The 24,549-nt window shown below is 63.8% G+C and carries 20 protein-coding genes; 14 read left to right on the forward strand and 6 right to left on the reverse strand.

Annotated features, from left to right (window positions below; genetic code table 11):
- Nucleotides 1-24 precede the first annotated feature (24 nt).
- The gene (locus LMJ30_RS21345) at nt 25-618 is read right to left on the reverse strand and encodes an ORF6N domain-containing protein (RefSeq protein WP_229434599.1); all 594 of its coding nucleotides are present in this window, start codon (nt 616-618) and stop codon (nt 25-27) included.
- Nucleotides 619-807: 189 nt separating this feature from the next.
- Nucleotides 808-1,629, reverse strand: a complete 822-nt coding sequence (locus LMJ30_RS21350; protein WP_229434621.1) for a glycosyltransferase family 2 protein — start codon at nt 1,627-1,629, stop codon at nt 808-810.
- Between the two features lie 56 nt (nt 1,630-1,685).
- Here LMJ30_RS21350 and LMJ30_RS21355 point away from each other — a divergent pair, with 56 nt between their 5' ends.
- From LMJ30_RS21355 to LMJ30_RS21375, 5 genes are all read left to right on the forward strand, one after another.
- Nucleotides 1,686-2,966 carry an O-antigen ligase family protein gene (locus LMJ30_RS21355; protein WP_229434600.1) on the forward strand — a complete coding sequence of 427 codons (1,281 nt, stop codon included), beginning with the start codon at nt 1,686-1,688 and terminating at the stop codon, nt 2,964-2,966.
- 92 nt (nt 2,967-3,058) lie between these two features.
- Nucleotides 3,059-4,147, forward strand: a complete 1,089-nt coding sequence (locus LMJ30_RS21360) for a glycosyltransferase family protein (RefSeq protein WP_229434601.1) — start codon at nt 3,059-3,061, stop codon at nt 4,145-4,147.
- 16 nt (nt 4,148-4,163) lie between these two features.
- The gene (gene msbA / locus LMJ30_RS21365; RefSeq protein WP_229434602.1) at nt 4,164-5,891 is read left to right on the forward strand and encodes a lipid A export permease/ATP-binding protein MsbA; all 1,728 of its coding nucleotides are present in this window, start codon (nt 4,164-4,166) and stop codon (nt 5,889-5,891) included.
- Nucleotides 5,888-6,916: a lipopolysaccharide heptosyltransferase II gene (gene waaF, locus LMJ30_RS21370; protein WP_229434603.1), complete on the forward strand. Its 1,029-nt coding sequence runs from the start codon at nt 5,888-5,890 to the stop codon at nt 6,914-6,916. Before msbA ends, waaF begins: the two co-directional genes overlap by 4 nt.
- 152 nt (nt 6,917-7,068) lie before the next feature.
- Nucleotides 7,069-7,305 carry a hypothetical protein gene (locus tag LMJ30_RS21375; RefSeq protein ID WP_229434604.1) on the forward strand — a complete coding sequence of 79 codons (237 nt, stop codon included), beginning with the start codon at nt 7,069-7,071 and terminating at the stop codon, nt 7,303-7,305.
- Here LMJ30_RS21375 and LMJ30_RS21380 read toward each other — a convergent pair.
- Nucleotides 7,302-8,384 carry a substrate-binding domain-containing protein gene (locus LMJ30_RS21380; RefSeq protein ID WP_229434605.1) on the reverse strand — a complete coding sequence of 361 codons (1,083 nt, stop codon included), beginning with the start codon at nt 8,382-8,384 and terminating at the stop codon, nt 7,302-7,304. The two genes, LMJ30_RS21375 and LMJ30_RS21380, sit on opposite strands and share 4 nt — an antisense overlap.
- 124 nt (nt 8,385-8,508) lie before the next feature.
- Here LMJ30_RS21380 and LMJ30_RS21385 point away from each other — a divergent pair, with 124 nt between their 5' ends.
- The 7 genes from LMJ30_RS21385 to LMJ30_RS21415 all read left to right on the forward strand — a co-directional run bounded on the left by LMJ30_RS21385 (nt 8,509) and on the right by LMJ30_RS21415 (nt 17,813).
- The gene (locus LMJ30_RS21385) at nt 8,509-10,155 is read left to right on the forward strand and encodes an OFA family MFS transporter (protein WP_229434606.1); all 1,647 of its coding nucleotides are present in this window, start codon (nt 8,509-8,511) and stop codon (nt 10,153-10,155) included.
- A 71-nt stretch (nt 10,156-10,226) separates the two neighbouring features.
- A complete protein-coding gene (locus LMJ30_RS21390) occupies nt 10,227-11,927 on the forward strand; it encodes an NAD(P)H-dependent oxidoreductase subunit E (RefSeq protein WP_229434607.1) in 1,701 nt (566 codons plus the stop codon).
- Entirely contained in the window at nt 11,924-14,716 is a 2,793-nt protein-coding gene (gene fdhF, locus LMJ30_RS21395) for a formate dehydrogenase subunit alpha (protein ID WP_229434608.1), read from the forward strand. The genes LMJ30_RS21390 and fdhF overlap by 4 nt, the downstream gene beginning before the upstream one ends.
- Complete coding sequence (locus tag LMJ30_RS21400; RefSeq protein ID WP_229434609.1) at nt 14,713-15,573, forward strand: formate dehydrogenase accessory sulfurtransferase FdhD; 861 nt, start codon at nt 14,713-14,715, stop codon at nt 15,571-15,573. Before fdhF ends, LMJ30_RS21400 begins: the two co-directional genes overlap by 4 nt.
- Complete coding sequence (locus LMJ30_RS21405) at nt 15,573-16,280, forward strand: ABC transporter permease (RefSeq protein ID WP_229434610.1); 708 nt, start codon at nt 15,573-15,575, stop codon at nt 16,278-16,280. The genes LMJ30_RS21400 and LMJ30_RS21405 overlap by 1 nt, the downstream gene beginning before the upstream one ends.
- Nucleotides 16,277-16,969: an energy-coupling factor ABC transporter ATP-binding protein gene (locus tag LMJ30_RS21410; RefSeq protein WP_229434611.1), complete on the forward strand. Its 693-nt coding sequence runs from the start codon at nt 16,277-16,279 to the stop codon at nt 16,967-16,969. The genes LMJ30_RS21405 and LMJ30_RS21410 overlap by 4 nt, the downstream gene beginning before the upstream one ends.
- Before the next feature lie 46 nt (nt 16,970-17,015).
- The gene (locus LMJ30_RS21415) at nt 17,016-17,813 is read left to right on the forward strand and encodes an ABC transporter substrate-binding protein (protein ID WP_229434612.1); all 798 of its coding nucleotides are present in this window, start codon (nt 17,016-17,018) and stop codon (nt 17,811-17,813) included.
- 3 nt (nt 17,814-17,816) lie between these two features.
- Here the strand turns inward: LMJ30_RS21415 and LMJ30_RS21420 are convergent, their stop codons facing one another.
- Nucleotides 17,817-18,503 (reverse strand): type 1 glutamine amidotransferase domain-containing protein, encoded by a 687-nt coding sequence (locus tag LMJ30_RS21420; RefSeq protein WP_229434613.1) that lies wholly within the window; start codon nt 18,501-18,503, stop codon nt 17,817-17,819.
- 43 nt (nt 18,504-18,546) lie between these two features.
- Nucleotides 18,547-19,200 (reverse strand): ribonuclease T2 family protein, encoded by a 654-nt coding sequence (locus tag LMJ30_RS21425; RefSeq protein ID WP_229434614.1) that lies wholly within the window; start codon nt 19,198-19,200, stop codon nt 18,547-18,549.
- 178 nt (nt 19,201-19,378) lie between these two features.
- Here LMJ30_RS21425 and LMJ30_RS21430 point away from each other — a divergent pair, with 178 nt between their 5' ends.
- Complete coding sequence (locus LMJ30_RS21430) at nt 19,379-20,695, forward strand: ATP-binding protein (protein ID WP_229434615.1); 1,317 nt, start codon at nt 19,379-19,381, stop codon at nt 20,693-20,695.
- A gap of 129 nt (nt 20,696-20,824) precedes the next feature.
- Entirely contained in the window at nt 20,825-22,813 is a 1,989-nt protein-coding gene (locus LMJ30_RS21435; RefSeq protein ID WP_229434616.1) for a hybrid sensor histidine kinase/response regulator, read from the forward strand.
- 16 nt (nt 22,814-22,829) lie between these two features.
- Here the strand turns inward: LMJ30_RS21435 and rng are convergent, their stop codons facing one another.
- Nucleotides 22,830-24,293, reverse strand: coding sequence for a ribonuclease G (rng, locus tag LMJ30_RS21440; RefSeq protein WP_229434617.1), 1,464 nt, complete (start codon nt 24,291-24,293; stop codon nt 22,830-22,832).
- Nucleotides 24,294-24,549 lie beyond the last annotated feature (256 nt).

Here is a 24,549-nt window from a genome sequence, read left to right on the forward strand (position 1 = left end):
TGCCGGCGTACCGCTAGAAAAACGTTATTGCTTGGTACTCGCCGGAGGATCGTCGGGAATAACGAAGCCAATGGGCCGCTTCGCAACTGGCTCCGGTGAAGTCATCAGTTCGCGGAGAGCGTCGAGGATGCGCTTGATTTGCTCCTCCGTCGCATGCTGGAATGCGCTGTGCTCGAAAGTGATTAGTTCCACATTGCATTCCAGGTGATTTAGGCGAAGTGCAAGCTCTTGGGTGGAAACAACCAGCTCGCGCAATTTCACGAAGGCCCGAACGACGTAGACGGAAACCTGCGTTGCCATGGGGCTATTCAGGATCATCGCCGCCATGATCGCGCCATGCTCGGTGAAGGCATATGGAAGATAGCGCCTGCCGCCGCGCCCGGCGGACTGGTTCTTTGAGGTCGCAAATTGCGACCTCAAAGCGTCGAACTCTCGCTCATCAATCTGAAACATAAAGTCATCAGGGAAGCGTTCCAGATTGCGTTTCACCTGTTCATTGAATCTCTTTGTCGTGACGCCATACAGCTCGGCCAGATGCGAATCGAGCAGAACCTTCTGCCCCCTCACTATGCAAATGTTGGAGGTAATGGCGTCCAGTGGAAACGGATCAGTGTTCATGGTGGAGTCTGGCGACTGCCCAATGCGGCAGGGGCATGGCAGGTGATCTGATGGGAATCCGCAGTTAAGCTCCATGATTTCTCAACTGGACATCGATGGCGGGACATGGATCAAGGGTGCGTACGCTACCTGGGTCTTTCAGCGGCAGTATTGGCTCACCTTTACTATGCGCAATGGCCGCTTATCGGGCTAGCCGTGCTCCGCCAACCCCCGCACCGCCCGCACCGTCCCGTCCTTCGCCCGCTCCATCACAAGCTTCTTGTTACTCGACTCCTGGTCCCGCTTCGCCTCGCGGTGCCACAGGTGCAGCACTTCCGTCGCAAAAGCCCCTTCCTTGCGCATCACGCCCGCATTGAACAGCCGGACCACCAGGTCCGAATCCTCGTGCCCCCAGCCGGTAAAGCTTTCGTCGAACCCATTCACTTTTTCCAGGTCCGACTTCCACACCGCCAGGTTGCAGCTCTTGATGCGGCGCCACGAGAAGCGCCTGCGGTGCCGCCCGATATCCGGCCAGCGCACCATCAGCTGCGCCACCTTGTTGATATGTCCCTTGAACCGGTACGCCAGCTTGTCGCCCGCGCCGGCCTGGTGCAGGTCGATCCGCTCTGCCAGCACGCGCGCCGTCAGCGCAGGGCTAAGCAGCACCCGGCTGCCGGAGACCAGGTAACCGCGCCGCGCCAGCTTGCGGTGCTGCGTGATGAAATCGCGCTGCGGAATGCAGTCGCCATCGATGAAAACGATATAGTCACCCGCCGCGGCCAGGGTGCCGCGGTTGCGCGCCATCGCAGCGCGAAAACCCTCGTCGGGCTGCCAGACATGGTGCAGGGGCACCGGCGAGCGCGATTTCAGGCTGTCGATGCAGTCCTTCGTGTTGGCAGTGGAGCCGTCATCAGCGATAATGATTTCGAAATTTTTATCATCCTGGCCAAAACAGGCCTCCACGACCGCTTGCAAAGCGTCCGGCCTGTTGTAAGTCGTAATGACGACGGAAATTGTTGGTGCTTGCTGCATGTCTGCCATGGTGCTTTCAGTTGCTGAAGGTAGCAGAATATCCCACCTAAGAATGAATGAACAATAACTCGATCAAATTGGCGGACCCAAAACAGGCGGTAATTGGCGTCCTGATCTTTTTGTTCCCCTTCCTTAGCCTGATTACCCCCTTCGGCATCGGCCTCGCCAGCTTCACTTTCCTGATCGCCGCCCTGTTCTTCCTCAAGCCAGGCCTTGGCGCGCTGCGCCGCCACTGGCGGGAGGTCCGCTGGGTCGTCATCTTTTTCGCCTTTAATTTTTTCTACACAGTTGCGTGCTTCGCGCTGCGCGACCAGTCGCTGGGCGATGTGGAAAAACCGGCCCGGATGCTGTTTGCGGTGTCCGCGATGATGCTCGTCATGGCGGTCAAGCCCGAGCGCAAATCCCTGTGGTGGGGCGTGATCGGCGGCGCCTTCGTGGCGATGCTGCTGGTCGGCTACCAGCGCGTGGTGCTGGGCGAGGACCGTCCGGGCGGCCTGCTCAATGCCATCACCTTCGGCGACATCGCCTTGTCGCTCGGCCTGATCGCGCTGGCCGCGATGATCGACGTGCGCTCGGTGCGCAAGGTGTTCTGGCCCGCCATCGGCGCGCTGGCCGGCCTCGCGGCATCGACCCTGACCGGCACGCGCGGCGGCTGGCTCGGGCTGGTCTTGTGCGGCCTGCTGTTCATCCAGTACAGCCACGTGCTGAACAACCGGCGCGTGCGCGCTGTCGTGGCGTTCACCTTTGCGTTCATGGCCGCGACCTATTTCGTTCCCGAGACCGGCGTGCGCGAGCGCGTGCGCCAGGGCATCCTCGACATCACCACCTACTTCTCTGGCGGCAGCGCGTTTACCAATGTCGGCGTGCGGCTCGAGTTGTGGAAGGCCGCCGGCATCCTGATCGAGGACGCCGCCGTGCTCGGGCGCGGCGAGGAGGGCTACCGCAAAGTCCTCGAACCGCTGGTGCGCGAGGGCGAGCTCGATCCGGTGGTGCTGGAAATGCCGCACTTTCATAACGAGGCGCTGCAGGCCATGGTGACCGGCGGGGTCGTCGGGTTTGCCGCCTGGTTCGGCATGATCCTCGCGCCGTTCGCCTTCTTCACGCGCGCCATGCGCGTCAAGAACGCCAGCAAGCAGGAGTTCGCGACCGCGCTGGCGGGCATCCTCCTGGTGACCAGCTACTTCGGCTACGGCCTCACGGAAGTGATTTTCTGGTCGGTCAAGGGCGCCATGTTCTACGCGCTGATGGTGTTCCTGCTGATGGGCTTTTACCTGAACGCGAAAGAGGCCAACGCCAGCGATTCAAGCCGTCATTCCCGCGAAGGCGGGAATCCATAGCACGTCAGCTCATCGATGCTATGGATTCCCGCCTTCGCGGGAATGACGTGGCTCGGTTTGACAGTATTGACGATAAAAAGAGATACTTGGACATGCCAAACACCATCAATGTAGTTGAGCCGACCCTCACTACCGCCGCCGGCCACTGTTACAGCTTCATCACCGCCCTGTGCAGGATGGGCGACGAATCGCGCACCCTGCGCCTGTGGGCCAGCCGCAAGGTCGAGGTGACGTTCAGCGGCGCCAATGTCGAAGTCAGGAAGACCTTCTTCCGCCGCATCCGCCGCGTGCAGAGCTATTTCGTTTACAAGTCGCTGCTGAACTCCCCGGGCAAGCTGTTTATCTCGACGGCGCGCCATGCCGACCTGCTGATGCTTGACTGGGCCGCGCGCGGCACTGTGGTCGCGCCCAAAAAAGTCTACCTGTACGTCCACTGGTTCAATGCCAGCAGCAGCAAGATGGCGCAGCTGAAGGCGATCGCGCGCAAGCAGCCCAATTTCGAGATCTACGGCCCGACCCCGTCGGTGATCAAGATATTCCAGGAAGCCGGTTTCGCCAACGCGCGGGTGGTGCCCTATCCGATCTCCAAGCCCTGGGTGCCGGCTGCCGCGCAGGCGCAGCCGTTTCGCCATGTGCTGTATGCTGGAGCCGCGCGCAGCGACAAGGGCTTTTCGCAGGTGGTCGACCTGGTCGCGCAAATGCACAGGGACGGCGCGCGGATTCCGGTCGTGCTGCAGACATCGCCCGAGCAGGCGGGTAAATACGACGCCGCCATCCGCGCCGACCTGAAGCGGCTTGGCGAGATCGGCTATCCGCACCTGCGCATCCATGGCGAGACGCTGTCGCCGGAGCAGTACGCGGACCTGTTCCGCGGCGCGGTATGCCTGCAGCTGTATGACGCCGCCGCGTTCGCCGACCGTATCAGCGGCGTGACGCTGGACGCGTTCTCGCACGGCAGCCCGGTGGTGTCGACCCCAGGGTCGTGGATTGCGCGGATGGTGGAGCGCTTCGGCGCCGGCAGCATCGTCAGCGACACCGCGCCGGAAACCGTGCTGCGCGCGGTGCAGCAGCAGATCGCCGGGTACACCGGCTATGCGCAGCGCGCCACCGAGGCCGGCGCAGTCCTGCAGGAAGAAAATAGCGCGCAGACCTTGTTTGACTTACTGACCACACGCGCTTGACGCAGGCAAGAGAAGAATGAATAACCAGACAGTGGCCTCGCGCCTGTTCAACCTCGTAAAACCTTACCGCGCGCGCGCCCTGTTGTCGCTGCTGGCCATGGCCGGCACCGCCGCCACCCAGCCGATGCTGGGCAAGGCGCTCGAACTCCTGCTCGACAAGGGCTTCGGTCCCAACAAGGTTGAATTCAGCCTGTGGCTGATTCCGCTGATCCTGCTCACCATCTTCATCCTGCGCGGCGTGTTCACCTTCTCGACCGCCTACCTGAACAACTGGATCATGAGCCGCGTGCTCAACGACCTGCGCCGCATGGTGTTCGACAAGCTTCTGCGCCTCCCGGTCGCGCGCTTTCACGAAGAATCGACCGGCAAGGTCATCAACACCGTCATCGGCGACGTGCGCCAGGTGGTCGACATGATCAACTCGGTGTTCCTCGCCTTTGTGCGCGATACGCTGGTGATCATCGGCCTGCTGGTGGGCCTGCTGTACCTGAACTGGAAGCTGACCCTGATCGCGCTGGTCGTCATCCCGCTTACCGCGCTGATCGTCCGCACTACCACCAAGCGGCTGCGCCGCCTGAACCGCGAGAACCAGCGCGTGACGGCGGAGATGACCCAGGTGGTCGAAGAAGCGGCGCGCGGCCACCAGGTGATCCGCGTGTTCTCGGGCGAGCGCTACGAGCGCCGCCGCTTTGAAGAACGCAGCACAGCGCTGCGCGGCTTTACCCAGCGCGCCACCGTCGCCGCCGCCGCCACCGTGCCGATCACCCAGATCGCCACCGCGCTGGCGGTGTCGATCGTGATCGTCATGGCGATCCGCTCGGACATGACGGTCGGCGAATTCACCAACTTCATCACGCTGATGCTGATGCTGCTGCAACCGCTCAAGGCGCTGGTCGAAGTCAACGGTCCCATGCAGCGCGGCATGGCCGCCGCCGAAACCGTCTTCGGCATGATCGACTCGCCAGTCGAAACCGATACCGGCACCAAAGTGCTGGGCCGCGCAAAGGGACACCTGAAGCTGGAGAATGTCTCGTTCCGCTACTCCGAGCAGAACCCGCTGGCGCTTGCCGGCGTCAACCTCGAAATACTGCCTGGCCAGACGGTGGCGCTGGTGGGCGTGTCGGGCGGCGGCAAGTCCACGTTCGTCAACCTGGTCACGCGCTTCTATGCGCCGAACGAAGGCCGCATCACGCTCGACGGCGTGCCGTACGAGGAGATCACGCTGGCCAGCCTGCGCGAGCAGCTTGCGATGGTCAGCCAGAACGTCGTGCTGTTCGACGACACGCTGGGCGCGAACATCGCCTATGGCGCCGAGACGGTCGACCATGATCGCCTGGCCGCAGCCATCAAGGCCGCGCATTTGTCCGATGTCGTGGCCGCGCTGCCGGAAGGCGTCGACACCCAGATCGGCGAAAACGGCATGCGCCTGTCGGGCGGGCAGCGCCAGCGCGTGGCGATCGCGCGCGCCATCTACAAGGACGCGCCGATCCTGATCCTCGATGAAGCGACATCCGCGCTGGATAACGAATCGGAGCGCGCCGTGCAGGCCGCGCTGGACACGCTGATGGCTGGCCGCACCACGCTGGTCATCGCGCACCGCCTGTCCACCATCGAGCGGGCCGACCGCATCGTCGTGATGGAGCAGGGCCGCGTGATCGAAGCAGGCCGCCACGACGAGCTGCTGGCCGCAAACGGCATGTACGCCAATTTGTACCGTCTCCAGTTCACCAAGGCCGAGCAATGAGCAAGGAACGCACACTCATCATTTCACCCAACTGGATCGGCGACGCCGTGATGGCGCAGCCGCTGCTCCAGCTGCTCAGCAAAAAGCACCCCTCGCGCCCGATCGACGTGCTGGCGCCGCCATCGGTGGCCCCGGTGTGGCGCGCGATGAAGGAAGTCGACAACGTGCTGGTGACGCCGTTCCGCCACGGCGCGCTGCAGCTGCGTGAGCGCTGGAACTACGCCCAGGTACTGCGCGCGCGCGGCTACGCCGACGCCTACGTGCTTCCCAACACCCTCAAGTACGCGCTGATCCCGTGGCTGGCCGGCATTCCCCGGCGGGTGGGTTACAAGGGCGAGATGCGCTACGGCCTGCTGAACCAGCTGCACCACGACGACCAGCCGCCGCGGGCGATGGTGCCGTTCTACGCCGCGCTGGCCGATGCGCCGCGCGACCGCCTGCGCGCCAACCTGCCGCGTCCCGTGCTGACGGTCAGCGATGAGCAGGCGGATCTCGCGCGCGGCGTCCATGGCCTCGCGCTGGACAAGCCGCTGGTGGTGTTTGCGCCGGGTGCTGAATTTGGTTCGGCCAAGCGCTGGCCGGCCGGGCATTTCGCCAAGCTGGCGCGCGAGATCGTGACGGAAAACCCGGGGACGCAAGTTGCGCTGCTCGGGTCGCCGAAGGACAAGGAAGTCTGCGATGAAATCGTCGCGCTGGCGCTGGCCGACTCGGTCCGCGTGCTGAACCTTGCCGGGGCTACCAAGCTCGATGAAGCGATTGCCCTCATTGCCAGTGCCGATGCGGTGGTCTCGAATGACTCCGGCCTGCTGCACGTGGCCTCGGCCCTGAACCGGCCGGTGCTGGCAATTTACGGGCCGACCGACCCGGACCATGCGCCGCCGTTTTCGGACATGGCCAAATCGATGTCGCTGCGGATCGAATGCGCGCCCTGCAAGCAGCGCGAGTGCCCGCTCGGGCATCATGCCTGCATGCAGAAGCTCACCGCCGACATGGTGTGGCGCGAGTTGCGCCAGATGGTGGGGTAGTCAAGCGAAACCGGCGGATGCGCTATCGCTTATCCGCCCTGCGACGTACCGCGAACTGTAGGGCGGACAAGGCCCAGGCCCGCGTCCGCGTGCGCCACGTTGGCGCGTGCTTGTTGTACGATTAAGCCATCGCAACCAAACGGAGCAGCGCGATGTACATGGTGTACTGGACGATAGTCGAAGGCGGCAAAAACACGCCTCACTCCGAGGCCTTCGACACTTCCGAAATGATCGCGGCCATGACCTTCATGGAAGGCTTGCGCAAGCGCCAGCGCGCAGGCGAGGGCGTCTGCTTCGTCACCATGTCGTCCGAGCACCCGGACTTGGTCGGCCACCCCGGCGTCGACGTCACCGGCCCAGACTACAACTGGAAAAAGCGCCGCCGCTAAGCCGCCGGCCGCGGACCGAACGCCTCGTCGAGCGTCAGGATGCGCCCGGTGTCGGCAGCGTCATATCCCGTCAGCTTGTCCACTACCGCGTGGTACTCCGGCAGCTGCAGCACCCCGATCATCTGCTGCATCAGCGGCTCCTGCACCGCCGCTTTCGACAGCGCGAAGAAATAGCGCTCGCGCACCAGCGGAATGAAATCAAGGTTGAAGCGCTGCGCCGCCGTGCGCACGCCGACGCCCACATCGGCCATTCCGCTGGCGATATAGGCGGCCACTGCCGAATGCGTGAACTCGGCGTTGTGGAATCCGGTGATGCTCTTGCACGGGACCCCGGCCGCATTGAGCATCAACGACAGCAGGGTGCGCGTGCCCGATCCGTTCTGACGGTTGACGAAGCGCACGTCCGGCCGCGCCAGGTCCTCCACGCCCTTGATCCCGAGCGGGTTTCCCGCCGCCACGAACAGGCCCTGGTCGCGTACCGCCAGGTGGATCAGGCAGTGCTGCTCAGGGTCGAGCCAACGCATGTACACGTCCAGCATCTCTTGTTCGAACTCCCCGGTCGGCACGTGGAAGCCCGCCAGGTCGCACTCGCGCCGCGCCAGCGCCGCCACGGCATCCGTGCTGTTGCGGTAGCGCAGTTCCACCGGCAGCTCGACCTTGTTCAGGTGGACCATCAGCGCCGCCACCGCAAAGCCGTGGCTGGCGTCCATGCGGATCATGCGCAGCTTTTCGGCGGTGATTTTTCCCAGCTCGCTTTCGAGTTCAGACGCCAGGCTGTCGAGCGTCGGCGACAGGCGCGCCGAAATGCGGCGGTCGGCCCACACCAGCTTTTGCGCCAGCGCCGTCAGCTGTGTACCGCGCCCGCGGCCGGTCGCCAGCAGGCTTTCGCCGAACAGGGTTTCGGCTTCGCGCAGTAATCCCCAGGCGTAACGGTAGGACAGCTTGACCGACTTGGCCCCTTGCGCGATCGAGCCGGTTTCCTGAATGCCGAGCAATAAGCCGAGCAGCGCGGCCGTATCCATCGCCGGCTGCGCACCGAAACTGATTTCCCAGTGAGGGCGGATATTTACCTTTAGCATATGCTTTAAATAGCCTATTTTTATCCCAATTGCATCATGATACCCTCCAAAAACAATAAAAGTTGTACAGGATATATGCTTTATAAAGCATATTCGACGTCAAATAAAATAGTGGAGCGAGACAATGGCTTTTCTGGATTTTCTGGATAAGAAACACACGATTGCGGGCCCGGGGTTTAACCGCTGGCTGGTCCCGCCCGCAGCGCTGGCAATTCACCTGTGCATCGGCATGGCGTACGGCTTCTCCGTATTCTGGCTGCCGCTGTCGAAAGCAATCGGCATCACCGAATCCCTGGCCTGTTCGGCGGACATGAGCTTTATGGCGCAGATCATGTCGAGCACGTGCGACTGGAAGATCTCGATGCTGGGCTGGATGTATACCCTGTTCTTCGTCTTCCTTGGCCTGGCCGCGTGGCTGTTCGGCGGCTGGCTCGAGCACGCAGGCCCGCGCAAGGCAGGCCTGGTCTCGGCCATTTGCTGGTGCGGCGGCCTGGTCATCTCGGCCCTCGGCATCTACACCCACCAGATCTGGCTGATGTGGCTCGGTTCCGGCGTCATTGGCGGCATTGGCCTGGGCCTCGGCTACATTTCGCCCGTCTCTACCCTGATCAAATGGTTCCCGGACCGCCGCGGCATGGCGACCGGCATGGCCATCATGGGCTTCGGCGGCGGCGCGATGATCGGCGCTCCGCTGGCCGACCAGCTGATGAAGCACTTCGCCACCGCCACGTCCGTCGGCGTCTGGGAAACCTTCCTGGCCCTGGCCGCGATCTACTTCGTGTTCATGGTCGCCGGCGCAATGACCTACCGCGTACCCGCCACCGGCTGGAAGCCTGAAGGCTGGACCCCGCCGGCGCCTAGCGCCAACACCATGATCACCTCGCGCCACGTGCACGCCAGCCGCGTCTGGGGCATTCCGCAGTTCTGGCTGATCTGGGGCGTGCTGTTCCTGAACGTCTCGGCCGGCATCGGCATCCTGGGCATGGCTTCGCCGCTGCTGCAGGAAGTGTTCGGCGGCCGCCTGATCGGCGTCGACCTCGGCTTTAACGACCTCGACGCCGCGCAGAAGGGCCAGATCGCCGCGATTGCCGCCGGCTTCACCGGCCTGCTGTCGCTGTTCAACATCGGCGGCCGCTTCGCCTGGGCATCGTGCTCCGACTACATCGGCCGCAAGGCAACCTACTTCGTCTTCCTGATCCTCGGGTTTATACTGTACGTATCGATTCCGTCGATGGCGCACGCCGGCCAGCTGGCCCTGTTTGTCGGCTTCATCTGTATCATCCTGTCGATGTACGGCGGCGGCTTTGCCACCGTGCCTGCCTACCTGGCTGACCTGTTCGGCACCCAGATGGTCGGCGCGATCCATGGCCGCCTGCTGACCGCCTGGGCTGCCGCCGGTGTACTTGGTCCGATCCTGATCAACTACATCCGCGAATACCAGATCGCCAACGGCGTGCCGAAGGCGCAAGCCTACGACGTGACGATGTACGTGCTGGCCGGGCTGATCGCGCTGGGCGTGGTGCTCAACGCGATGATCGGCCCGCTGGCCGACAAGCACTTCATGACCGATGAAGAACTTGCCGCCGAGAAGAAACTGGCGCATGAGCGTGAAATCACCTCGGCCAACGGTCCGCGCGTCGTCGGCGGCGGTGGCGGCAGCGCTGTTGCCAGCAATCCTCTGGTGACGGGCTTCGCATGGGCGGCGGTCGGCATCCCGCTGATGCTGGGCATCTGGATCACGCTGCAGAAGGCGTCTGTGCTCTTCAAGTAACAATGTGATCGATCGCGCGGGGGCGGCCACGGCCGGTCCCCGCGTTTAGCTGAACTACCCAGGATTAAAACATGAACCACCCCATCATTCCGATCGCAGTCCAAGGCGCTTCCCGCGAGCGCAAGCGCCAGGCACCGAAGGGCCGCCGTGTCGACCCACAGGCGCTGCTTGAGGTGCAGGCGCTGCTGGGCGAAGAATCGCGCCAGGCTGACCTGCTGATCGAGCACCTGCACAAGATCCAGGACCGCTACGGCTGCCTGTCGGCGCCGCACCTGGCCGCGCTGGCGCAGGAAATGCGGCTCGCCCAGGCCGAGGTGTATGAGGTAGCCACGTTCTATCACCACTTTGACGTCGTCAAGGAGGGCGAAGCTGCGCCCGCAGCCCTGACGGTGCGCGTCTGCGACGGCCTCTCGTGCGAGATGGCCGGCGCACGCGACCTGATCGACAAGTTGCCAGCCATTCTGGGCCGCGATGTGCGCATTGTCCCGAGCCCGTGCATTGGCCGCTGCGAGCAGGCGCCCGCGGCGCTGGTCGGCCAGCACCCGGTGCCGTTTGCGACCACCAGCGCCATCGCCGCCAAAGTGGCGGCAGGCGAAACGAAACATGTACCAACCGGCTTCGTCGACTATGCAGCTTACCGTGCCAACGGCGGCTACACGCTGCTGCGCGACTGCGCCGCCGGCGTCCACGACATTGAATCCGTCATCGCCACGATGGAAAGCTCGGGCCTGCGCGGCCTTGGCGGCGCAGGCTTCCCGGCCGGCCGCAAGTGGCGCATCGTGCGCAGCGAGCCCGCGCCGCGCCTGATGGCGGTGAATATCGACGAAGGCGAACCTGGCACCTTCAAGGACCGCTACTACCTTGAACGCGACCCGCACCGCTTCATCGAAGGCGCGCTGATCGCCGGCTGGGCGGTCGACGTCGAGACCATCTTCATCTACCTGCGCGACGAATACCACGGCTGCCGCGCGATGCTTGAAGCCGAACTGGAAAAGCTGCGCGCCGATCCGCCGATGCCCGGCATGCCCAAGCTGGTGCTGCGCCGCGGCGCGGGCGCCTACATCTGCGGCGAAGAATCCGCGATGATCGAATCGATCGAAGGCAAGCGCGGCATGCCGCGCCTGCGTCCGCCATACGTGGCGCAGGTGGGCCTGTTCGGCATGCCTACGCTGGAACACAATTTTGAAACCCTGCACTGGGTGCGCGACATCCTGGAAAAGGGCGCCGACTGGTTCAGCAGCCATGGCCGCAACGGCCGCAAGGGCCTGCGTTCGTTCTCGGTATCGGGCCGCGTGAAGGAGCCGGGCGTCAAGCTGGCGCCGGCCGGCATCACGATCCAGGAACTGATCGACGAGTACTGCGGCGGCATGCAGGACGGGCAGCAGTTCTACGCCTACCTGCCGGGCGGCGCGTCGGGCGGCATCTTGCCCGCGTCGATGAACAATATCCCGCTCGATTTCGATACGCTGCAGCAGTACGGCTGCTTTATCGGCTCGGCGGCGGTGGTGGTGCTGTCCGACCGCGACACCGCCACGTCGGCGGCGATCAACACCATGAAGTTCTTCAAGCACGAGTCGTGCGGCCAGTGCACGCCATGCCGCGTCGGCACCGCCAAGGCGCTGCAGCTGATGGAGCAGCCGGTCTGGGACGTCACCCTGCTCGACGAGCTGTCGCACGTGATGCGCGACGCATCGATCTGCGGCCTGGGGCAGGCGGCGCCAAATCCGTTCGACTGCGTAGTCCAATACTTCCCACATGAGCTGACCAAATGAACGTGACCGCCCTCAAGTTCGAAATCAACGGCCGCGAAGTCGAAGCGCTTCCCCACGAAACGCTGATCGCCGTGGCCGACCGCGAAGGCATCGATATCCCGCGCCTGTGCTACAAGCCGGGCATGGACGAAGTCGGCAACTGCCGTTCCTGCATGGTCGAAATCGACGGCGAGCGCGTGCTCGCGCCGTCGTGCTGCCGCTACCCGACGCCGGGCATGAAGGTCAGCACCGACAGCAAGCGCGCCGTTGCGGCGCAAAAGATGGTGCTCGAACTGCTGATGTCCGATATGCCAGAAACCGAGTACACCCGCCATAACGAGCTCGATTTCTGGGCCGGGAAAATGGCCTTGGGCCGCCCGCGCTTTGCCGCCCGCGCCCAGGTCCAGCGCGACGCTTCGCACGCCGCCATCACGGTCAACCTCGACGCCTGCATCCAGTGCACGCGCTGCGTGCGCGCCTGCCGCGATGAGCAGGTCAACGACGTCATCGGCTTCGCCTTCCGCGGCGAGTCGAGCAAGATTGTGTTCGACATGGACGACCCGATGGGGGCGTCGACCTGCGTGGCTTGCGGCGAATGCGTACAGGCCTGCCCGACCGGCGCCTTGATGCCGGCGCGCGAAGCCGCGCTGTCGGTCCCCGACAAGAAGGTCGATTCGGTCTGCCCGTACTGCGGCGTGGGCTGCCAGCTGACCTACAACGTCAAGGACAACAAGATTTTGTACGTCGAGGGACGCGACGGCCCCGCCAACCACGGCCGCCTGTGCGTCAAGGGCCGCTACGGCTTCGACTACGCGCACCACCCGCACCGCCTGACCAAGCCGCTCATCCGCCGCGCGGGCGTGCCCAAGACCGGCGAGTTCACAATGGACCCGGACCGCGTAATGGACGTGTTCCGCGAAGCGACGTGGGAGGAAGCACTGGAGCTTGCCGGCGGCAAGCTGGCGCAGATCCGCGACACTTTCGGCAAGCGCTCGCTGGCAGGCTTCGGCTCGGCCAAGGGCAGCAACGAGGAAGCCTACCTGTTCCAGAAGCTGGTGCGCACCGGCTTCGGCAGCAACAACGTCGACCACTGCACGCGCCTGTGCCACGCATCGTCGGTTGCGGCGCTGCTCGAAGGGATCGGCTCGGGCGCGGTATCGAACCCGGTGATGGACGTCACGCGCGCGGAAGTCGTGATCGTCATTGGCGCCAATCCGACCGTCAACCACCCGGTCGCGGCAACCTGGATCAAGAACGCGATCAAGCACGGCACCAAGCTGGTGGTGTGCGATCCGCGCAAATCCGACCTGGCGCGCAGCGCCCACCGCTACCTGCAATTCAAGCCGGACACCGACGTGGCGCTGCTCAATGCGATGATGCACGTGATCGTCAGCGAAGGCCTGGTCGACAAGGACTTCATCGCCAGCCGCACCATCGGCTACGCCGAGCTGGAACAGAACGTGGCCGACTACAGCCCGGAGCTGATGGCGCCGATCTGCGGCATCGACGCGGAAACCATCCGCTACGTAGCGCGCCTGTATGCGACCTCGAAAGGCTCGATGATCCTGTGGGGCATGGGCGTGTCGCAGCACATCCACGGCACCGACAATGCGCGCTGCCTGATCGCGCTGGCCCTGATGACCGGCCAGATCGGCCGTCCCGGCACCGGCCTGCATCCGCTGCGCGGCCAGAACAACGTGCAGGGCGCGTCCGACGCGGGCCTGATCCCGATGATGTTCCCCGACTACCAGCGCGTCGACAACGCGGCCGCCCACGCCAAGTTCGAAAAGGCATGGGGCGCAACCCTGGACGACAAGCCAGGCCTGACCGTGGTCGAGATCATGGACGCGATCTTGCGCAAGGAAGTGCGCGGCATGTACATCATGGGCGAAAACCCGGCGATGTCCGACCCCGACGCCAACCACGCGCGCGAATCGCTGGCGGCGCTCGACCACCTGGTGGTGCAGGACATCTTCCTGACCGAGACCTGCTACCTGGCCGACGTGATCCTGCCGGCTTCGGCCTTCCCGGAAAAAACCGGCAGCTTCACCAATACCGACCGCCTGGTGCAGATCGGCCGCCAGGCCATCGCCCCCCCGGGCGACGCCAGGCAGGACCTGTGGATCATCCAGCAAATGGCGCACAAGCTGGGCCTGGACTGGCAGTACACCCACGTGTCCGAAGTGTTCGACGAGATGCGCCACACGATGCCTAGCATCGGCGGCATCACCTGGGAGCGCCTGGACCGCGAACACGCGGTCACCTATCCGTGCACGGAAGAGGGCGACCCGGGCCAGCCGGTGGTGTTCACCGAGACCTTCCCGCGCGAATCGGGCCGCGCACGCTTCGTACCGGCCGATATCATCCCGGCCAACGAGCGGCCCGATGCCGAGTACCCGATGGTGCTGATCACCGGCCGCCAGCTGGAGCACTGGCACACCGGCAGCATGACCCGCCGCGCCACGGTGCTGGACGCCATCGAGCCCGACCCGGTCGCGCTGGTCCACCCACTCGACCTGTCCGCGATGGGCGGCAAGCCGGGCGACGTGGTTACGATCGAATCGCGCCGCGGCAAGGTAACCTTGTATGCGCGCGCCGACGACAGCTCGCCGCGCGGAGCCATCTTCGTCCCGTTCTGCTACTACGAGGCGGCGATCAACAAGTTGACCAATGCTGCTCTCGATCCGTACGGAAAGATTCCGGAGTTCAAGTATTGCGCGATCAAGGTGGCGCTTGGCGGGCAGGTCGAAGAACAGGGTTCGTACGGTGGCGGACAGATACTGGAAGACATGGCACAATCACCAGCATGACAAATTCGCCATTCCGGTACAGGCCGCAACTGTCGGAAGCCGCCGCCAGCCTCACGCACGACGTCGAGGTGGTGGACGAACGCGGCCGCCGTTCGGTGATCGCCATTCCGGCGGAACGGCCGCTGACCGTGTATGTCGACAAGCGCGAACTGGTCACCTTGATGACGCTGGGCGGCGCGCCGGAAGCGCTGACCCTGGGCTACCTGCGCAACCAGCGGCTGGTCAAGTCGATCGAGGACATCGTCTCGGTGCAGGTCGACTGGTCGGTTGATGCGGTGGCGGTCGTCACGCGCAACGGCATCGCCGACGTGGAAGAGCGCACGTCGAAAAAGGTGGTGACGACCGGCTGCGGCCAGGGCTCGGTGTTCGGCGGGCTGATGGACGACATCGAACAGATCTCGCTGCCGCCGGATGCGCGGCTGCGCCAGTCGACCATCTACCGCATCGTCGAAACTATCCGCACGCAGCAGTCGATCTACAAGCAGGCCGGGTCGGTGCACGGCTGCGCGCTGTTCTCGAAGGACGGCGAACTGCTGTACTTCTTCGAAGACGTCGGCCGCCACAACGCGGTGGACGCCATTGCAGGCAAGATGTGGCTTGAACAGCTCGAAGGCGGCGACAAGGTGTTCTACACGACCGGGCGGCTGACATCTGAAATGGTGATCAAGGGCGCGCAGATGGGCATCCCCTTCCTGCTGTCGCGCTCGGGCACGACCCAGATGGGCCATATGGTGGCCGGCAAGGTAGGCATGACCCTGCTGGCGCGCTGCACCGGCAAGCACTTCCTCTTATTGACGGGGCATGACAAGATCGATTTCGAGCCGCAGCTGCTCGAGGTAGCGCCCCGCATCGCCTGATGTCCCTCGCCGACGCCACCGCCGCCGCCTTCGGACTGCTCGTGTCGGGAGATGCGACGTTGTGGCAGATTATCTGGGTGTCCCTCAAAACCAGCGTGCTCGGACTGCTGTTCGCCACGCCGGTCGCGGTGCTGCTCGGGTATGCGATCGCCAGCTACCGCTTTCCCGGCCGGCGTATCGCCATCTGGCTGTCACAGGCCGCACTGTCGCTGCCGACGGTGTTGATCGGACTGCTGCTGTACCTGCTGCTGTCGCGCCAGGGCCCGTGGGGCGCGCTGCAGTGGCTGTTCACCCAGCCGGGCATCATCCTCGGCCAGTTCATCATTGCGATGCCGGTGCTGGTGGCCTTTACGCTCGCCGCGGTGCAGGCGGCCGACCCGCGCTTTGCCGAGACCGCGATTGCCCATGGCGCTTCGCCGTGGCGGGTGATGGCAACGGTGCTGCATGAAGTGCGTTTCGGCGTCATGGCTGCCGTGATCAGCGGCTTCGGGCGGGTGATCTCCGAAGTCGGCTGCGCGCTGATGGTGGGCGGGAACATCGCTGGCGAAACGCGCACGATCACCACCGCCATTGCGCTGGAGACCAGCAAGGGCGAATTCGCGCAGGGGATCGCACTTGGCATCGTGCTGGTGGCGATAGCGCTGCTGATGAACGGCGCGCTGATGCTGCTGCAAGGCGATGCGCACGCGGCGAGGGGAAGGGCATGAGCACCTTGCTTCGCATAGCGCGCCTGCGCAAGTGCTTCGGTGAGCGCGTCCAATTCGATATCGAACGCCTCTCGCTCGACGCCGGCCGCGCCTACGTGCTCACCGGCGTGAACGGCGCCGGCAAGAGTACGTTGTTGCGGGTATTGGCGGGACTGGAAGGCGCGCAGGCCGAGGGCGTGGTGTTTGACTCGCAGGCGACGACCCTGGCGCCGTACCCACCGCTCATGCGCGCCGCCGTCGTCTATGTTCACCAGCATCCGGTAATGTTCTCCACCAGCGTGAGCGCGAACATCGGCTACGGGCTGGTGGCACGCGGCATGCCAAAAGCGCAGGTGGCGCGGCTGGTGGATGCGGCGATGGAATGGGCTGGCGTAGCGCACCTGCGCGGCAGCGATCCGTCGCGCTTGTCGGGCGGGGAGAAGCAGCGCATCGCGCTGGCGCGGGCGCGTGTGCTGGAACCGAGATTGCTGCTGCTCGATGAGCCGACCGCGAACCTGGATGGCGCGGCGCGCGAACAGGTGCTGGCGTTGATACCGCAACTGGTCAGGGGAGGCGCCTGCGTGGTGATGGCTTGCCATGACCGTGATTTGATCGCTCTGCCGGGAGTCGCGCGTTTGAAGCTGCGCGATGGAAGGCTTGAGCGGCGTAACGCTGATCGTGACGGTCCTTCGATCGCACTCGTAACCTAACACGTCATTCCCGCTTTCGCGGGAACGACGACATCGGAAAGAACCCATGAATCGCCTGACCCTGATTGTTCTCGCATCGCTCGCGTTTGCACCATTTGCCCACGCCCAGCAAGTCATTCGGCTCTCCACCACCACCAGCACCGAGAGCTCCGGCCTGCTGGCCCACCTGCTGCCCGCCTTCGAAGCGAAGACCGGCACGAAGGTCCATGTGATCTCGGTCGGGACCGGCAAGGCGCTGGAACTGGCAAAGAACGGCGACGTCGACGTCACGCTGGTGCATGCGCGCGCCGCGGAAGATAAATTTGTCGCGCAAGGCTACGGCACCGACCGCCGCGACGTGATGTACAACGACTTCATCGTCGCGGGACCAACCGCTGATCCGGCGCGGGTCAAGGGCAGCAAGGACGTCGTCGCCGCATTCAGGACCATCGCCGCCAGCGGCGTAAAATTTATTTCGCGCGGCGACAATTCCGGCACCGACGCGATGGAAAGATCGTACTGGAAGCTGGCCGGCACGCAGCCGGCGGCGGGCAAGTACATCTCGGCCGGCCTCGGCATGGGCGAAGTGCTGACGATGGCCGCGGAACTCCAGGCCTACACGCTGACGGACCGCGCCACCTACGGCGCCTACAAGGCGAGGACGGGCCTTGCCGTGCTGGTCGAAGGCGACAGCAAGATGTACAACCCCTACGGCATCATCGCGGTGAACCCGGCGCGCCATCCCGGGGTGAATTACAAAGGCGCGAAGATGCTGATCGACTGGATCACATCGCCGGAAGGCCAGCAAAGAATCGCCTCCTTCCGGCCCGCTGGACAGCAGCTGTTCTTCCCGTTGCCGCGCTAAGCTTTACCGGCGCGCGCCGAGCAAGCGCAGTACCTCCTTGGCGGCTGCCTCGGATGACGCCGGGTTCTGGCCGGTCACCAGGCTGCCTTCGGTGATGATGTAAGGCTCCCAGTCGGGGCCTTTGCTGTAGCGGCCACCGTTTTCCAGCAGCGCGTCCTCCAGCAGGAAGGGCACGATGTCGGTCAGCTGCACTCCTTCCTCCTCGCTGTTGGTAAAGCCCGTCACGCGCTTGTGGCGCACCAGCGGACTGCCGTCGGGCCCACTGGCGTTGAGCAGCGCGGCAGGGGCGTGGCAGACCGCCGCGACGACCTTGCCATCCGCGTACATGTCTTCGATCAGCTTGATCGAGCGCTGGTCGGTCGCGAGGTCCCACAAGGGGCCGTGGCCGCCGGGATAGAACACGGCGTCATAGTCCTTGTCGGAGACGTCGCCCAGCGGAACAGTGTTGGCCAGCGCCTTCTGGCCGTCCGGGTCGGATTTGAAGCGCTTGGTCGCTTCGGTCTGCGCATCGGGCTCGTCGCTCTTGGGATCGAGCGGCGGCTGGCCGCCCTTGGGAGACGCGAGCGTGATCTTTGCGCCGGCATCCTTGAAAACGTAATAGGGCGCGGCGAATTCTTCCAGCCAGAAACCGGTCTTCTTTCCGGTGTCACCGAGCTTGTCGTGTGACGTCAGCACCATCAGGATGTTCATGTAGCCCTCCATGTTTTCGAACGGTGAGCTTACCCCGAATTGGTCAGCGCACGTTTTGAAGCACGAAAGTTTCTTGTCGGCAGCTGCTGTACGAGCGCTTGACCTGACCCTCGCTGCAACTGCGCGAGGCGCCGCGCTTGTCGTAGCAGACATGGACTTCGCGCAGGTAGCGCCCGCCAGCGGCGCAGAAGGGCAGCACGGAATACTGCTGCATCTGCGGGTTGGCCGCCTTGAACGCCTGGACGAACTCGCCGTAGCTGACGCGCACGGGGGACGTGGGTTGCTGGAAAGCGCGCGGGATCGCCACCTGGTTCTTCAACTTACCGGACAGGATGAAGTAGCCGGCCGGATCAAGCCCCGAACAACTGCCGTGCTTCTTCCACTCATGCTCTGCCAGCCGCTCGGACGGGAACAGCGAACTGTATTGGTCCTTCACGTGGCGCGGCAGTTTTTCGGTCGAGCAGTTCTCCGGATAGCCGCGCTCGTACTGGGGCCACAGGCCGTGCAGGACAAAGCCGAGCCGGCGGCCGGTGGCGCACTGGTCGGGGTCGTTGCGGGTTGCGCAGTATGACGGCGACCAGCTCAGCGCCACCGCATAGTAATCAAAGTTGCCAGGCTGGTCGGCGGGGCGGCGCGCCTGCGATGTGGCGGCGAGGCTCAGCAGCGCCACCAGCAGTAGGGTTTTCGGTTGGACCATTGCGTCTCGGTGTCTGGAAGGCAGGTCAAAATGACATGCCAATAGGGAATATTAGCAGGGCTTGGCCATGCCGCCGTCGCAGAATTGGCACAGCGCCAAAGCTTGCGCTGCAATAACCCGGCGCACCCTGACAAACCCCGCCATAATGGACGTGGGCGTCTTTACTCCGAGCACCATCATGTCTACGCAATTTGAAGATTTCGATTCCTTTTCCAGCGGTGCGCCAGTCGCAACGCAGGCCGCGCCCCCACTCGTACGTCTTCAATACCTGATCGACAATACCCCGGCCATCATCTACAGCTCGGTGCCGACCGGCGACTTCAAGATGACCTTCGTCAGCAAGAACGTGTTCAACGTCCTTGGCTATCGGTCCGAGGAGATGACCGCCGACCCCAACTTCTGGTTCGACCATCTCCATCCAGACGATGCGCCGGGCATTTTCTCCAGCCTCGCCCAGCTGTTTGTCGAAGGCGAGCGGACTTACGAATACCGCTTCCGCGCGGCCAACGGCGAATTCCTGTGGATGCATGACGACCTGCGCCTGATCCGCGACGAGAACGGCGCGCCGCTGGAAGTGATCGGCTCGATGAGCGACATTACCGAGCGGGTGCAGATGCAGCTGGCGCTGCACGCCAGGGGCGAAGAGCAGCTGCAGCTGATCGCGCGCCTGCGTGAAGCCCATGACCAGCTGCTGCAGTCGGAAAAGATGGCGTCGATCGGCCAGCTCGCGGCCGGCATTGCGCACGAGATCAACAACCCGGTCGGCTTCGTCAGCTCCAACATGGGCACGCTGAAGAACTACCTGGTGACCCTGTTTGGCGTCATCGAGGGATTCGACGAGGCGGTGTCGGGCGCAGCGCCGGGCTCCTCCGTGGCGCGCAAGCTGGCGGAAATACGCCGGAACGCCGAAGTCGATTTCCTCAAGGAAGATACCGCAGACCTGATCCGCGAATCGATGGACGGGCTCAAGCGGGTGAAGGATATCGTCCAGGCGCTCAAAGATTTCTCGCACGTGGGCGAGACCGACTGGCAGCCGGCTGACCTGCACCAGGGCATAGACAGCACGCTCAACATCGTCTCGAACGAGATCCGGTACAAGGCCACCGTCGAGAAGCACTACGGCCAGCTTCCCGAGGTCACGTGCATGGCGTCGCAGCTGAACCAGGTGTTCATGAACCTGCTCGTGAATGCAGCGCATGCTATTACGGCCAATGGCCTGATCACGATCCGCACGGGCGCCGCGGATGGCTGGGTCTGGGTGGCGATCAGCGACTCCGGCTGCGGCATTCCTCCTGAAAACCTGAACCGTATTTTCGAGCCGTTCTTCACCACCAAGCCGGTGGGTAGTGGCACCGGGCTAGGCCTGTCGCTGTCGTACAGCATCGTCAACAAGCACGGGGGACGGATCGAGGTCGATTCCCCACCTGGTGCGGGTACGACGTTCACGGTACGGCTGCCGGTTAAGCCCCCCGACGCCGCATCGGCCCCCGTATGAGGCGGGCTGCGATCCGCTTGGAAATTTTCCATGAGCACCACTTTAGCTTGTGGTACTGTTTCGCCCTTCAGCCCAACGCCGGGGTGGCATGGCGACCAGGCGGCGTAACAGTATAAGCGTTCAAGACCTATGCAAACTCAACAACAACCCGGTTCCGAGCCAGATCGCGTGCGTCAAACGGAGGAGCTCAATCGCAACGAGTTGCGATTCCTGGACATTGCCGACGCGGCGCCCGCCATGCTCTGGGTCACCGAGCCGGACGGCAACTGCTCCTTTCTCTCGCGCGGATGGCTTGAATTTACGGGGCAGAGCAAGGAAGACGGGCAAGGTCTCGGCTGGACCGAAGCGATTCACCCTGATGAACGGCAGGCGGCGACCGACGCCTTCCTGGCGGCCAATACGCAAAAGAAGGAATTCAGCCTCGAACATCGGATCTTGCATGTAAATGGCCACTACCGCTGGGTCATCGACGCCGGCCGCCCACGGTTTTCCGCAAACGGCGACTTCCTTGGATTCGTTGGCAGTGTCCTCGATATCACCGATCGCAAGGAAGCGGAAAAGGCGCTCCATGCGACCCAAGGCATGCTCTCCGCCGTCTTCGAGGCGTTGCCCGTCGGCGTCGCCGTGGTCAACCAGGCTGGACAACTTGTGCTTTCCAACCAGGAAATGCACCAGTACCTTCCCACCAACATCATGCCGTCGCTCGATGATGCACGCCACCACCGCTGGAAAGCTGAGCACGCTGACGGCCGCCCTTTTGCGCGCTCGGACTTCCCGGGTGCGCGCGCCCTGCGCGGCGAACGGATCGTGCCGGGCATTGAAGCGCTGCACACAAGTGATGACGGAGCCGAGATCTGGACACAGGTTGCCGCCGTCCCGCTGTTGAACAGTGATAATCAGCCGAGCGGGCAGGTATCCGTTGTCACCAACATCGATAATTTCAAGCGTACCGAAGCCGCGCTCCGGCTGTCCGAAGCGAACCAGCGTGGCCTGCTCGACGAGGTAACGAAGTCAAACAAGAACCTCAGCGAATTCCTTGCGGTCCTCGCGCATGAACTGCGCAATCCACTGGCGCCGATATTGACCGGGCTGGAGATCATGCGCAGGCGCGCCGACAATCCGGATACGGTCACGAACGTGCGCGGCATCATCGAGCGCCAGGTCACGCAGCTGTCGCACCTGATTGACGACTTGCTGGATATTGCCCGCGTAACCAATGGCAAAGTCGATATCAAGAGGGAATTGGTCGACTTGAAGGGCATTGTGTCGAACGCCGTCGAGACCAGCCTTCCTTTGATCGAACAAGGCGGACACGAATTCAGCCTGAAGCTGCATGCGGCACCGCTGCCGGTGAATGCGGACGCCACCCGCATTTCCCAGGTGATCGGCAACCTGCTGACGAATGCGGCGAAATACACGCCGCACGGCGGCAGCATCACACTCACTGTCCAGCGGGACGGCGACGACGCGGTCATTTCGGTAATTGATAGCGGGATCGGTATTCCCGAGGAATCGCTGGAGTCGGTGTTCGATATGTTCAGCCAGGTGGGGCGCAACATGGATCTCGCCCAGGGTGGACTGGGCATCGGCCTGTCGCTGGTGCGCCAGCTGGTCGCCCTGCATGGGGGCACGGTTGCCGCCAGCAGCGAGGGCGCAGGCAAGGGCAGCACTTTCGTCGTCAGGCTGCCGCTTGACCTGGAAACGGTAGCCGGAGGCGCTGGCGCGGATAGCCTGGGAGCGGCTGGAGCGGCAACGAAAACTTTCCGCATCCTGGTGACGGACGATAACGTGGATGCGGCGCTGACGCTCGCCGCGCTGCTCGAGATGCAGGGGCATGACTTGCGGGTTGCGCACGATGGGCCGGAGGCGCTGCAGCTCGCCGGGCAGTTCCGTCCCGAAGTCGTATTCCTCGACATCGGCATGCCGGGCATGACCGGCTATGAAGTGGCGCGCCGGCTCCGGACGATGGAAGGCCTGGCGCGCAGCACGATCGTTGCTGTTTCCGGATGGGGCGCGAAAGATGACCTGGCCCGTGCAGAAGAGGCCGGATTCGATATGCATTTTACGAAACCGGTTGAGGTCTCGCGCCTGAGTGAGTTTTTGGCGTCGCTGGACTGAGCGACGGTAAAACTTGTCACATCAGGATAACGTCGTACTGTTCCTGGTGATAGCTGTTTTCCACCTGAAGTGAAATGCGCTTGCCGATGAAGTCACCCAGCATCGCCAGGTGCTGTGATTCTTCCTCAAGGAACAGGTCGACCACTTCCTGTGAAGCGAGGATGCGGAATTCGCGCGGATTGAACTGCTTCGCCTCGCGCAGCAGTTCGCGCAGGATCTCGTAGCAGATCGTGCGGCTGGTCTTTACCTGGCCTTTGCCCGAGCACGCAGGGCAGGGCTCGCACAAGATATGCGCCAGCGACTCGCGCGTGCGCTTCCTCGTCATCTCCACCAGGCCAAGCGCCGAGAAGCCCGACACCGACACCTTGGTGCGGTCGCGCGCCAGTGCCTTCTTCAACTCCGCCAGCACCGCATTGCGATGCTCGTTGTTCTCCATGTCGATGAAGTCGAGGATGATGATGCCGCCCAGGTTACGCAGGCGAAGCTGGCGCGCGATCGCGTGCGCCGCTTCCAGGTTGGTCTTGAAGATCGTGTCCGCAAAATTGCGCCCGCCAACAAAGCCGCCCGTGTTCACGTCGATGGTGGTCATCGCCTCGGTCTGGTCGACGATCAGGTAGCCGCCGGACTTGAGATCGACGCGGCGGCCCAGCGCGCGCAGGATCTCTTCCTCGACGCCGTACAGGTCGAACAGCGGGCGCTCGCCTGTGTAGTGCTGGAGGCGCGACAACACGCTTGGCGTGTACGCCTGCGCGAACTCCACCAGCTTGACGTAGTTCTCGCGCGAGTCGACCTGGATGACCGCCGTCTCGTCGTGCACGAAATCGCGCATCACGCGCTGGGCCAGGTTCAGGTCCTGGTACAGCAGGCTGGTGGCAGGGCGGGTGCGCGCGCCGTGCACGATGGCGGCCCAGGTTTTGCGCAGGTAGTCGACGTCGGCGGCGAGGTCGGCGTCTGGCGCTTCCTCGGCCATCGTGCGCACGATGTAGCCGCCTTTTTCGTCGGCGGGCAGCAGGCTTTGCAGGCGCGTGCGCAGCAGTTCACGGTCGGACTCTTTTTCGATTTTCTGCGAGATGCCGATATGGCAGTCCTGCGGCAGGTACACCAGCATGCGGCCGGCGATCGAGATCTGCGTCGACAGGCGCGCGCCCTTGGTGCCGATCGGGTCCTTGATGACCTGTACGGTCAGCACCTGGCCGTCGAACAGGATCTTTTCGATCGGGGTAGGGGCGACGTTGGCGCCGTCGTGGCTGCGGGCTTCCCAGATGTCGGCCACGTGCAGGAAGGCGGCGCGTTCGAGGCCGATGTCGATGAATGCCGATTGCATGCCGGGCAGGACCCGCACCACCTTGCCGGAGTAGACATTGCCAGCCAGGCCGCGCGTGAGCGTGCGCTCGATGTGCAGTTCCTGTACGGCGCCTTGCAGGATCAGCGCGACGCGCGTTTCTTGCGGGGTGATGTTAATCAGGATGTCTTCGTTCATGGGGCACGGGCGGCGGCTGGGGAAAGCATGATGATACACGGGCGCGGGGGGCGCCGGGGTGTTAGGCGCAGGGTGGTGGCGTGCATGGCGGATGCGCGCTTGCGCGCTTATCCGCCCTACCTTCACAGGTGCATATGCGTAGATACCGTCTTGATCGTCAAGCCTGAACGGCAAAATTTGCCTCGTATGCCCGTCCAGTTTTGACGACACCGAAGCACAAATGCGCAAGCTTCCGCATGGCGGCCCCAATGGCCGC

The sequence above is a fragment of the Massilia agrisoli genome, assembly GCF_020831365.1.
Classification (GTDB): domain Bacteria; phylum Pseudomonadota; class Gammaproteobacteria; order Burkholderiales; family Burkholderiaceae_D; genus Telluria_A; species Telluria_A agrisoli.